12 protein-coding genes are annotated in these 12,679 nt (G+C 38.6%); all 12 read right to left on the reverse strand.

Annotation, left to right across the window (positions count from 1 at the left end; genetic code table 11):
- Positions 1–5: 5 nt before the first annotated feature.
- The gene (locus tag AC23ME_RS18270; RefSeq protein WP_135834292.1) at positions 6–2,066 is read right to left on the reverse strand and encodes a TonB-dependent receptor domain-containing protein; all 2,061 of its coding nucleotides are present in this window, start codon (positions 2,064–2,066) and stop codon (positions 6–8) included.
- 60 nt (positions 2,067–2,126) lie between these two features.
- Positions 2,127–2,507: a hypothetical protein gene (locus AC23ME_RS18275; RefSeq protein ID WP_487729196.1), complete on the reverse strand. Its 381-nt coding sequence runs from the start codon at positions 2,505–2,507 to the stop codon at positions 2,127–2,129.
- A 135-nt stretch (positions 2,508–2,642) separates the two neighbouring features.
- On the reverse strand, positions 2,643–3,887 hold the full coding sequence (locus AC23ME_RS18280; RefSeq protein ID WP_135834294.1) for an MFS transporter: 1,245 nt from the start codon (positions 3,885–3,887) through the stop codon (positions 2,643–2,645).
- The gene (locus AC23ME_RS18285) at positions 3,884–4,213 is read right to left on the reverse strand and encodes a DUF202 domain-containing protein (RefSeq protein WP_135834295.1); all 330 of its coding nucleotides are present in this window, start codon (positions 4,211–4,213) and stop codon (positions 3,884–3,886) included. Before AC23ME_RS18285 ends, AC23ME_RS18280 begins: the two co-directional genes overlap by 4 nt.
- A 4-nt stretch (positions 4,214–4,217) precedes the next feature.
- The gene (locus AC23ME_RS18290; protein WP_280046127.1) at positions 4,218–4,847 is read right to left on the reverse strand and encodes a Crp/Fnr family transcriptional regulator; all 630 of its coding nucleotides are present in this window, start codon (positions 4,845–4,847) and stop codon (positions 4,218–4,220) included.
- A gap of 13 nt (positions 4,848–4,860) precedes the next feature.
- The gene (locus AC23ME_RS18295; protein WP_280046129.1) at positions 4,861–5,274 is read right to left on the reverse strand and encodes a YeeE/YedE family protein; all 414 of its coding nucleotides are present in this window, start codon (positions 5,272–5,274) and stop codon (positions 4,861–4,863) included.
- A 5-nt stretch (positions 5,275–5,279) separates the two neighbouring features.
- The gene (locus AC23ME_RS18300; protein WP_487729197.1) at positions 5,280–6,635 is read right to left on the reverse strand and encodes a hypothetical protein; all 1,356 of its coding nucleotides are present in this window, start codon (positions 6,633–6,635) and stop codon (positions 5,280–5,282) included.
- A gap of 5 nt (positions 6,636–6,640) precedes the next feature.
- On the reverse strand, positions 6,641–7,198 hold the full coding sequence (locus AC23ME_RS18305; protein WP_332656567.1) for a YeeE/YedE family protein: 558 nt from the start codon (positions 7,196–7,198) through the stop codon (positions 6,641–6,643).
- A gap of 80 nt (positions 7,199–7,278) precedes the next feature.
- Positions 7,279–8,541 carry an NAD(P)/FAD-dependent oxidoreductase gene (locus tag AC23ME_RS18310; RefSeq protein WP_487729198.1) on the reverse strand — a complete coding sequence of 421 codons (1,263 nt, stop codon included), beginning with the start codon at positions 8,539–8,541 and terminating at the stop codon, positions 7,279–7,281.
- A gap of 293 nt (positions 8,542–8,834) precedes the next feature.
- Positions 8,835–10,829 carry a conjugal transfer protein MobC gene (gene mobC, locus AC23ME_RS18315; RefSeq protein ID WP_487729199.1) on the reverse strand — a complete coding sequence of 665 codons (1,995 nt, stop codon included), beginning with the start codon at positions 10,827–10,829 and terminating at the stop codon, positions 8,835–8,837.
- A 102-nt stretch (positions 10,830–10,931) separates the two neighbouring features.
- Positions 10,932–12,230 carry a conjugal transfer protein MobB gene (gene mobB, locus AC23ME_RS18320; RefSeq protein ID WP_487729200.1) on the reverse strand — a complete coding sequence of 433 codons (1,299 nt, stop codon included), beginning with the start codon at positions 12,228–12,230 and terminating at the stop codon, positions 10,932–10,934.
- Entirely contained in the window at positions 12,227–12,670 is a 444-nt protein-coding gene (gene mobA, locus AC23ME_RS18325; protein ID WP_487729201.1) for a conjugal transfer protein MobA, read from the reverse strand. The genes mobB and mobA overlap by 4 nt, the downstream gene beginning before the upstream one ends.
- Between the last annotated feature and the right edge of the window lie 9 nt (positions 12,671–12,679).

Raw genomic sequence — 12,679 nt, forward strand, 5'->3', positions numbered from 1 at the left:
TTCCCTTAAAATTTATATTGAACAAAAACGGTAAAATTTCTTCCTTGTTCATTGATGGGAACATTAGCAAAACCTTCCTGATTGCGGAATGCAAAATTTAGATGATTGTGGTAAGTCTTGTCAAAAATATTCAGTCCTGCAATACCGATGCTCCAATTTTCAACAGGTCGGTATCCTAAACGCAAATCCATTGTTTGATAACCTCCTGTACTTATTTCTCCAAAGGAAGGTGCTAATTCATTTTGTGTTGCTACAATGTTGTACTGCATATTTCCCCAGAATTTAGTGTTTTCAAATCCTGCAGATATACGTGCCGTAAACGGTGGAATTAACGGTAATGACTCATCAAAATCTTTATTGCGTGCATATACATACGAAAGGTCTGTTTTTAGAAAATAATGATTGGCAAAATCTAATTTAACTGAAACATCCACTCCGGTTTTGTAAGCGTCACGTATGTTAGTAAATACTTTAGCATCCGTTCCGATTGCGGGTTCAATGACTGCCGAAATGTAATTGTCCAAAAAGGAATAATAGACCGAACCTTCAAAATAAAGTGTGTTGAAAAAATCGTTTAGGTTTTCGTATCCGCTTACTCCAATTTCAAACTGGTTATTGATTTCCGCTTTCAAATTGGGATTTCCGGTATAAGTATAATTGTCCTGACCTACGTTGAACCGATTGATGTAACGTTCAATCATATTGGCCGAACGAACGCCACGCCCGTAAGCCAATTCTATAAACAAGCGGTTGCTGATTGCTTTTTTAAGGGAAAGTGTTCCGCTGATATTGTTTTCGGTTCTCTTTCCTAAATCATAAAGCGAAGCAAAATCGTTTTCGGGTTTACGAATGTCGGAAATAACCCTATCGTACCGCAATCCTACTGTTAATATATAGCTTGGAGCAAAATTCCATTTTCCTTCTGTGTAAATGCCCAAATCATCAATATAAGAATCTTGCCATATTGAATTAATCCGTGTGACAGGGTCCGTAAGCGGATTGCCGTTCTGTATCTTTATCAAGCTTGTTCTGTCACCATCTCTGCCGATGTGCAGGTAATCTATTCCGCTGAAAAAATGCAGTTTATCCGATGTTTTCCATTCCAACTCCGCTTTTATTCCTGCCGTACGGGATTCTACTAAGGCAGAAGACTCGGTAGCTCTTGCGGTAGAACGGTCAAAATTAGTCATCAGATGATCTACATAACTGTAATAGGTTTTTACTTGGAATTGTTGAATGATTTTTCCGAAATGTTGCCATTTATAATCCAACGAAGCAATGCTGCTATTGTCAAAATCGGTATCCATCGGTAAACCTGCGTGTAGCACATCCCGACCAAAAGCCTGTCTCCATGCGGCTTGTATACGGTGATTCTTTTCGATGTTATAACCGAATTTTAATCCGTAATCGGTACTTTTAAAAGCCGACGGAATTTCTGTCCCGTCACCATCTTTGTAGTTGTCATAATTGCGGTAACCGAAATTTCCGGCAAGGTCGAATTTATCAGTGACGTATTGTAATTGAGCCATTCCTACATACGCATTTCCATTGGTTTCATAGCCCGAAGCTACTGAACCATGCAAACCGTGTTTTCCTTTGGATGGATTGCGGGTAACGAGATTAACAATGCCACCAAATGTAGCTCCATAACGAACACTGTACGGTCCTTTGATAATTTCGATTTTTTCGATTTCCTCAGGAGCGATATGAGAAGTAATCGGGTCCATTCGGTTGGGACAGGCGTGCATCGCTTTGATACCACCATCGTATTGAATATTCAATTGTTCATATTGAGCCCCCCTAAAAGTCGGGTCCATTGCATAGTTTCCTCTTTTGATTAGTGAGAAACCATTGATATCGTTAAAAAGTCCTGCTACATTCTTGGGTTGTACTATTTTTTCATTGTAGTTGTTGGAAATTTTGCTAAAAGTTGGGTTTTCTAGCCTGTATCCGTTAATAATAATTTCGTTTAAGATAGTCGTTTTTACGCTATCTTGTTGCTGTTTCTCTTGTGCCGCAGCCATAAAAGGCATTGCACAAAGTGAAACCCAAAGTATTGATTTCATTTTGTTTAAAAATTTGATGAATAATAAATATGTCCCGTGAATACATCAGGGATTTTGAATTTAGACCATCAAATTTTCGGGTGGGTGTTTGCATTTATCCAAATACAGAAAAGAGTATAAAGATTGTTGGGCAATGATTTTTTTCTTCTGTAATCTTTCGATTGTTATAAACTCTAAGGTGAATTTTTCGGTAGGAATAAAGTCAGGAAAGATCAGAGTGGTTATATGTTCTGGAATTTTATCCTCTTTGTCGTAAGTTTCTTTTGTGGCTCTGCTCAAACTACATTTACCATCACAGTGCATTTCGGGTTTGTCCTGATTTTCGCAAAACAGTTCGATGTAGGTTTCTCTGTCTATCAAATAAAAAGCATAATGAAATTGTACATAGAATGTTCTAAGCACCATAGTGAAAAGGAAAATGTACAAGACTATTTTTTTCAAAGAGAATCGTTTGAAATCATTATTGCAACAAAGTTATTTTTATAAAAGTTTTTTTATCGTAACAATTGTTACAGAAGAATAAATTATAACATTAGTTCGTTGTCAATTTATAAACCTTTCTTCAAATCACTTTTTTTAAGCTATAGCCTCTTTCATCCTTATCCATACGATAATACCAGAAATAAATGTAATTATTCCTGCTATGTGAACAGCCCATTCTAATCCGAAGAAGCTACCGACTATTCCTGCCATCAATGCACCAAGAGCATAGCCCATATCTCGCCAAAAACGATACACGCCCAGGGATGATGCCCGCCAGTTGGGATGTGCAGTATCGCTTACAGCTGCTAATAAAGCAGGATAAACCATTGCAGTTCCAATGCCCAAAAGTACCGAACCAATCAAGCCCGATGTTAAAGGCTGAAACCATTCAAAACCGATAACAACATGGCCTAAAACCTGGACGAACATTCCCCAAACAATCAATGGTTTCCTTCCGATTTTATCGGCTAAAGGTCCGGTAACAATTTGCCCTACGCCCCAAACGACAGGATAAACGGCTTTGATCCAGCCTATACCTTCCAAGCCTACTCCCATAGACATAAAGAGCAAAGGGAATACACCCCAAGACATTCCGTCATTCAGATTGTTTATGAGTCCAGCTTGAGAAATAGAAAACAGGTTTTTGTTTTTAAATGAAGTCTCTTTGAACACCCACCATAAGTTGGGCTTATGAGCAGATTCGTCCGTTGATACTTGCCTGGCCTCTAATTGAGCAAATTTTCGGGTATCTTGTACTACAAAAATGGAAAGTAATAATCCAACAAGGGTATAAGCAATTCCGATATAAAAAGGTTGCGGTCTCAGTCCGTAATGAGATGCTAAATAACCCGTAAGCAATGCAGTCAATCCAACCGCTCCATAACCTGCGGCTTCGTTTAACCCCATTGCCAAACCTCTATTTTTCTTACCTGCCAAATCAATTTTCATATTGACGGTCATAGACCAAGCAAATCCTTGGCTGATACCCAGTAATACATTGGCAAATAAAATCCAATTCCAAGACGGTGCAAAAGCTAAAAGAAATGGAACAGGTAAACCAAATAACCAACCCCAGATCAAAACTTTCTTTCGGGTATATTTGTCTGCCAGCACACCCGAAATCAGGTTGGTAAATGCTTTGACAACACCAAAAGCAATGATAAATGAAAAAACAACAACATCGGATTGTATATGAAACTCTTCTGTGCCAACCAATGGGACAACGGTTCTTTCCAAGCCGACCATGCCCCCCACCATCATATTGACAAGGACAAGTAAGGTGAATTGCTGCCAGTTTTCTTTTAATCCTAAGCGTATTTTTTCTTTAGTTTCAATCATTCTACCTTTTCATATTTCAGCTTATAATCTCCTATATGAATTTCACTTTGTTTGATTTTTTTGTGGTTGCGGAAATAGTTGATAATGCCCACAACGAGTAAAAGCCCGGATATAACGAACAAGATATATTCAAAAATAACCGCCTCGTTACCATCAACGAGCTTGTTGACACTAAGTCCAGCCACCAAAAAATACATGGAGCTTCTTAAAAATGAAAGAAATGTCGATTGATTGGCAAGAAATGTACGTTGGATAGCTAATTCTTCTCTAAGTATCAGGTCTTTTTTGAAAGGTGAATTTATTTGTTCGCCTTTGGTTTCTTCCATAGCGTTAGTTTAACAATTCTATGTTATTGCGATTCAGCTTTATTTTTCCTTCATTTTCCAAAGCTTTCAACAATCGGGAAATAACCACTCGTGAACTGTTGAGTTCATAAGCAATTTCCTGGTGGGTTTTGGTAATGATATTGGAGTCGTTTATTTTACTCTTTTCAAACAAGTAATTATAAAGTCGCTTATCCATATTAGTAAATGCTATATTGTCTATGGCTGCGAGCATCTCATTGAAACGGTTATTATAACTTTCAAAAACAAAAGCACGCCAGCTTTTATATTTACCCATCCATTCTTCCATTTTCCCTACGGGAATCATCGCTACCAAACCATTATTTTCTGCCACTGCCCGGATTTCACTTTTTTTATCGCCCATACAGCAGGTAAGTGTCATAGAGCAAGTATCTCCTTTTTCGATAAAGTATAGTAATAGTTCACCTGTATCAAAATCCTCACGCATTATTTTTATAGCACCACTAATAAGCAAAGGCATGGTTTTGATGTATTTTCCTATATCGATTAACACATCGCCTTCTTTAAATTCAACCAGCTTCGAAACTGAAATTATTTCGTCAATCAGCTCTTTTTCAAATATACCCCGATAGGTTTCACGGATTAATTCTTCCATAGTTATTTTGATTTTAATGAGGCAACTTATTTTTTATCAATCCATATAACCAAGTGCCTAATACAGCTCCTAAAATTACAACTAAAATCGGAAAATAGCCAGCCCCTGTCATTACAAACATAGGACCCGGACATGCTCCTGCCAACGCCCAGCCCAATCCAAAAAGAATACCGCCTATTAAATAGCGTGGAATACTTTTATCCTTGTCTGCAATGACAATGCGATTGCCATTCACGTCTTTTACTTTGTTTCTTTTGATGTACTGTACTATGATTATTCCTACGGCTAAGGCACTACCCATCAATCCATACATGTGAATGGATTGAAACTGGAACATTTCATATATTCTGAACCAGGATGCTGCTTCGGATTTGTACATAACAATTCCGAAAAATGTTCCGATTAGTAAGTAAACTATATTTTTCATTGCTTTTAAAAATTAAAATTTGTTATTAGATTGATTTGGTTGTAATCGCTTCTTTGTGCAACCAATTTTGTGTTATGCTCGCTCTTATTTTGCTTCCAGACATATAGTAACTCGACATGAAGCCCTTTTAAGAAATTGGAAAATTCATAATGAAGACGTGTATTGATCTGGTAATAATCATCGATATTGTATTTGTTTAATTCATAGTCATCTGTTACTGCTCCATGGGTAGTGGTGGCATCGATATTCAAAAATAAATGCTTCCAACTGTACTGATACCCCATTGCAAAGACATCAACTCCACCCAATCCTTCGATACGGCTTCTGGGCATGGAAGTATAAAACTGATCCCGCCCCAATTCTTTCGGGAATAAGTACCTGCCGGACTCAAAAGATTTGGTATAAGCTGCTTTAAATTGTGATGAACCATTTTTGTATTTCAGCATACTGCTGACTACCTGTCCGTTTTCATCCGGCTGTATATACCTATTTGCGTAATCAAGCTCCTTTTGATAAGAATGCGGTATCTGATAAGAATAAATAATGCCAAGCTCCCAATTTTTTTTTGCATACTCCAATTGCAACCAGGAGGTGTTAATGAATTTATCCAAATGAAAATTCCAAAAATTGACTTTCAAATTTTTAAATTCCTTTCCTAAATGAGCAATAAACAAACTGCTCGTGGATGTTGATTGTTCATAATCTGCTTTTTCGCCATTCGGTAAATAGCCGTTATCTGTCAATCCGATAGCCTCTTCCATTGAAAACCATTCGGTCATTGATCTTGGGGAAACTCTGTGAATCCATGCCGCATCAGCCTGAAATTTTTCATCTTTGTGATGCAACCAACCTCCCTGAAAAGCAAAAGGCTTCATTCTTCCATCGCTTTTATTCAATAAAGGCGTATATTCTATAGGAATTTTTCCATAGGTTATATACGAATTTTTCCAATGATATTTGATATACAGTTCCTCCAATCGGTCTAAATCTTTAAAATTGTCTTTATGGTTCACATCAAAAAGTTCCTGCTCCCATCGTGATGATTTATTGGTCTGATCGTAAGGTTTATTCAAATCTGATGAAAACACCTTGTAGGTAAATATCCCTGAAACACCTAACTGAAAACCTTTGTACGATTTGGTTTCATAGCTTAATACACCTCCAATGGCATTGGCATAATAATCGTTTCCATTATGGTTTTCAGTCATCAAAAAATAATTTCGGATATGTCCGCTGATTTCGCCTTCTTTCAGATAAGAAACCAAAGATTTATTTTTAAGAGTATCTTTTGTGTGGTTTTCTTGTGCTTTTATTGGTTGAGAAAGTATAACTACAACCAGCATTACCACCAGCCTTTTCATTGGTATTAAAAAATTAAAGGAAAAATAAGATGTACCATAATTAATCCTCCAATGAAAAATCCAATAGTAGCAATCAATGACGGTAACTGTAAATTACTGATACCTGATATGGCATGACCTGAAGTACAACCACCTGCATAGCGTGCTCCAAAACCAACCAATATTCCGCCAATTAGTAGTATAGCCAATGTCTTAGGGTCTGAAAAAGCTTCCTGTCCAAAAAGCTCTGTTGGTACATATGCTTTCCCGGCACTTTCAAAACCTATTTCCTTTAAATGTTCAACCGTTTTTGGGTTTAAGTCAGGTATTTGATTATTTGAAAGATAATTAGAAGCAACAAAACCACCAATGATGGCTCCGCTCATGACCAATAAATTCCATCGTTGTGCTTTCCAGTCAAAACAGAAAAAATCACAGGTTTTATCTGCACCGCACATGGTGCACAGTGTTCTTAAATTAGACGACATTCCAAAATTTTTACCTACGTAAAGTAGAATAAACATCGTCAGTGCAATCAATGGTCCGCTAACATACCACGGCCACGGTTGTAAAATCCATTCCATAAATTATAGTTTCATTCTTTTTTATTGTTGCAAATTTCGGCTTATAAAAAGAGATAGTCTGTTACATAGGTTACACAGGACTAAACATCTTCGCCTTTCATCATTTTATGCCAATACAAATAAGGAAGCATATATTTTTTTAACAGCCACAAACGCCAGTGTTCTTTGGAACTGTCGCCAATCAGCATCATTTTGAGTTTTGGGTCGGGCGTAAATTCGTTTTTGTAATTAAACTCTGCCAATACCATTTTTCCGTAACCTGTTACTAAGGGACAAGATGAATAACCTTGGTATGATTTGTTGTTGGCAGTTTTTCCTTTTATCAGTTTAAGGATATTATCTACCACTACAGGAGCCTGTTTACGTATGGCTGCTCCGGTTTTTGCGGTTGGTAAAGCAGCGACATCTCCCAAACCAAAAATATTAGGGAATTTTTTATGCTGAAGACTATTTATATCTACGTCTAACCAACCTGCATCATTTACCAACACAGATTCTTTTACAAACTTTGGAGCTGTTTGTGGCGGAGCTAAATGCAACAAATCAAAAGGCATTTCAATCAATGAGTCACCTTGTTGTTTCTCTCCCAAAACATTACCTTCGTTTACGATACAGTTGTTATCATCAGGAGCAACACTTTTGAAATAGATTATTTTTTGTTCGGCATCTATTTTAACGGGAGCATAAAAAGGTTTAAAATGTACATTGTATCGATGGATAACTTTCATCAATGTATCCGCAATCCGCTTTACTCCAAATATGACAGTACCGGGAGTAGCAAAAACTACATTTGATTTCTTATCTAATCCATTCCTGCGAAAGTAGTCTGCTGCCAGATACATAATTTTCTGTGGAGCTCCGCCACATTTGATAGGGGTTGTAGGTTGAGTAAAAACCGCATTTCCACCTTTGAAGTTCTTTAGGCATTCCCAGGTATATTTCGGGTCGATATAGTTACTGCATACAACTCCTTTTTTGACTGCTTCTTCCAATCCTTCTATTAAGGAAAGATCATTCACTAATCCGGGAGCAACAATGAGATAACTGTAACTAATTACCTGTCCTTGCTTGGTTTTTATTTTGGCTTGCTCGGGAAAGAATTCTGTCACGGAATCCTGTATCCATTCTACACCTCGTGGAATTAAATCCTTTATAGGTTTTGCCGTTTTGTCGAAATCATAAGTTCCTGCTCCGACCAATGTCCAGGCTGGTTGATAATAGTGCATCTCTGCCGGATCAATGATGACAATGTCAAGTGACTTATCCTTTTTTAAAAGCTGAGCTGCTGTCATAATACCGGCTGTACCAGCTCCAATTATGACTATTTGATAATGTGCTTTCATACCCTTACTATTTATGTTTATGCGTAAAAGTATAGTTAGCGTTTATAATATATTGTAACAAATGTTACCAAACCACATTTTTACAATTTTGATTCCTGATTTATTTATTATTCTTTTACGTGAAAAAATGTTTAATCAAAGTGTATATATCACGAAGAACGTTAGAAATAGCCTTTCTCGATAAAAGGAGCAAGAACAGAAAACGGATTTATATCCGAAATTTAGTTTAAAACATTAAAGGCGTTTTTTGAAATTCCACAATTGAACTAACTTTCTCAAACGACAATTTTCTTTTATTGTATCAAATGCTGTAAGTTTGGGTCGTTCTTGATCCGCTCCATTTCGTTTTCAATAATATGTATCATGTCGGATTTTATGCGTTTATAGTTGCTTTCAATTTCCTGCTTCATATTGTCTGTTCCGCTGTCATCTACAAAGGATAGGATTTGTGGTATCTTTTGATAGGCTTTGGTTTCGGCAGCTACCTTTTCATTATTTACCACAATTTCAGCGTGAAATATTTTTTGCTCAATACGTTCATCGAAGTTATCCGATACAGAACCCACAAACATCCCTTGTGTAAGTGTTGAGATTTTAGAAGCCGGAATGAGGCTGTCTAACTGTGTGGAGATAGAGGTAGATTTATCGTTACGATTGATCGTCATACTTTGGCGTTTCTGCAATACTTTACCGAAGCGTTCCGATAGGCTTTTGGCAGTTTCTCCAACCACTTGCCCACTGAATATATTACCCACGGTATTCTGGATTACCTTACTCTCTTTGTCGCCGTAATCTCTTGTTAACTGCGAAAAATCCTGAAAACCTAAACAAACTGCCACCTTATTACTTCTCGCTGTTGCAATCAAATTATCCAATCCCCTGAAATATATTGTAGGCAACTCATCTATGATAACGGAACTCTTTAGCTGTCCTTTTTTATTGATCAGCTTTACAATTCTTGAATTGTATAAACCCAATGCTGCCGAATAGATATTTTGTCTGTCGGGATTGTTGCCTACACACAAAATCTTTGGCTCTTTGGGATTATTGATATCGAGCGTAAAATCGTCCCCTGTCATTACCCAGTATAATTGAGGGCTTATCATTCTTGACAAAGGAATTTTTGCCGAAGCGATCTGCCCCTGTAATTGGTCTTGTGCTCCACCTTGCCAGGCATCCATAAAAGGCGACAGATAATTTTCCAAATCGGGATATGAGGTTAAAATCGTGAATACGTCCGAATACTTTTTATTTAGTAATTCTATGGCGTGTGGGAATGTACAATACTTCCCGTCTTCATAGATTTTTAGATACCAAATAATAGCAGCAAGCAATATAATTGGGCTTTCCACAAAAAAATCGCCTTGCTTCTGTATCCACGACCTGTTGAGGTTCAGCATTATGGTATATGCCGCTTCGTAAGCATCTGAAATGTCCGTCATAAAGTCGGGATTAAGCGGGTTACAACGGTGGCTCTTGCGTGGGTCGTCGAAATTTATCACGTAAAATTTCGGCTGAACTTTGTACTTGTCCCGATGCTTCAGTAAGTGATTGTAGGCAATAGTAGAAAGGTCGTCAAACTTGAAATCGTAGATATACATACTAAAGCCTTTCTCAATCTGCTGCTTAATGTAGTTGTTCACGATAGCATACGATTTACCAGAACCCGGAGTACCCAACACGATTGATGCCCTGAAAGGATTTACAATGTTTATCCAACCGTTGCTCCATTTGCCTTTGTAGTAAAATTTGGTGGGCAGGTTTACGGAATACTCGTTTTCCATCAATTTTGTTTCCTGTTGGAAGCTCTCGTTTTCGTTATTAAAAACATCGTCCAGTAGGTTAGTGCGCAGCAATCGGCTCATCCATACGCCCGCCATCAGCAAAGCGATATAACCTAAAGAGATAGTCAGCATATACAGGAAAGTGCCTGTTGCCGGTGATAGCTTCAACAATGGTGTGTTCAGGAAGAACAGCGCAAAGCCCAAGCCCAAAGCCACGTATATTTTAGACCAGGTTATCTTCTCATTCTTTACGCCTTTCGTTCCTAAGCAACTCAAAGCCAACAAAACCAAAGCGAATGCTTTGGTATATAAGGCATGTGAAAACAAACCTGCCGTCCGGTCGAAATTGCCCAGTATTTTGTTGATTACTTCCAACGTCCAACCACGTTCTAAAAAGAAACCGTAGCAAAACCAATAGAGGTGCATCAGTACCAATAAAATACTCACTGCTCTCATAAATGCCATTATCTTGGCAAGTCCTCTTAAATCGTCTTCTCCCTGCATTATTTTTCAGTTTTAATGTTCGGGCGTGAATTTAAAGGCTCTGTGCTGTGGCAATAAGAATGTGGCACTCAATGGCGGTGCGTGGCGGTATTTGGCTGAATACTACTGCTGACCTCTTTTGCGTTTCCGTTTCTTCTTCTTCATCTTGTTGGCAAAGGCTTGTGCTTCGTAATCTTCGCCCTGTGCATCGGGTATGAGCAAACCGCCAAAGGCTTCTATCAAACCATCTTCGTGCTTCGGCTCTGTGTTCAGGAAGTCAAAGAAATGATGTGGTTTTTCCGCAGTCAATTCGTCTGCATCTTTTGGCGTAACGGACTTTTTTTGTGGCTCGGCTGGCTCTTTTATGTTTGGTTTGATGTCGTTGTTCCAATAGTCATTAAAGGTATTGGCAGATAGTTCCTTTGCCAAACGTGAGCCGTTCCATACCGTTTTGGAATTGTGGTCAATAAAGGTCATTCCATAAATACGACCTGCATCATTCCTACGCACCACAACGTTAATGCCCTGTTCCCCTAATTGCTTTTTAAAAGCCTGCTCATTGTCGGTAGATTGCAGGGCAATGGTAACGGCTGATTGTAAGGTCTGTTTGGTTGGGGTATCTTTCAGGCTTGTTTTGCATTTCGCAAAATGCAATTCCAAAACCGGAAGCCCTGCGTTCTTCCCGAAAAGCGAAGCCTTGAACGGGTGTCCGGCTCTTTCGCCTTTCTCATCTAATGGAATGTACAATAAACCTTGCTGTGCCTTTCCGTGCAGTTCGCCCTCCACCTTTTCGGTGGTAATATTGAACAGGGATAGCAAAGCGTTATACTCTCCCAAAGTCTGAAACTGATAGTAATTCGGCAGGTGTCGAATGACCGAAGCAATCTGACTTTTTATATCGCCTGCCCGATAATCCACCGGACGGAAAACCTTGTCGGTTTGGTTACGCTCCTTATCTGTGGCAGGTATTAAATGATGTTTTCTTTCCAATTCTCGGCATACGTTCATTGACCGCATTTTCTCGAACTTGTCCGAAATCTTTACGCCCTGCTCGTCCACGCAAACCGATACAATGTGTATATGGCTACGGTCAATATCGGTATGTTTGAAGACTACAAAAGGCTGTTCGCAGTAGCCCATTTCCCACATATATTCCTGTGCCATTTCCCTGTATTGGTCATCGCTTACTTTGTCGTTCGGGTCGGGATTGAGCGAAATATGCAAGGTGTGATATTGCGTATTGCGATTTGCGATGAGGTACGGCTCAAAAGATTGGGTTAATTGTGCAACGGTATATGCTCCGTTTGGCGTTTCAATTATCTTATTGGTAAACAGAATTTGTCCGTTTTCTTTTTCAACTTTCAGATTATTATACGCCAAAGCACCGTACAGATTTTCGCTTCTTCCGATTTTTGCTATCATTTCTCACGCTGTTTTTTCAGGTGTTCGGCTTCAAATTCTGCGGTTAGCTGAATGATTTTTTGGCACAACATTGCCATTTCAGCCGTCTGTTTTTCCAATTTGTAGAGAAATGCTCCTGCCTTTTTCTCCGAAAAATGACGGTACAACAGCTTTACAATCTGATTATAATTGACACCTATTGCCCGAAATTGCGTGTGAAACGAAGTCAGTCGCATATAATAATCGACCGTTCCTTTATCAATCTTAACCGATTTCATTTCCTTTCCAAACACCTGCGAAATGAGAAACTTGGCTTTATTGTTCATTCCCGATGCTTCAAAAAGCGATAAAAGTTTGGCGTTTTCCTCGTCAGTAAGACGGAAAACGTGGCGGTGGGTGCTTGGGTTGAGCTTCGGCTTTCGACCGCCCTTGTTCCGTTTGCTGTTATTGTTCTCATTCATCACTAATCC

The sequence above is a fragment of the Pedobacter sp. T50_32 genome (genome assembly GCF_057652195.1).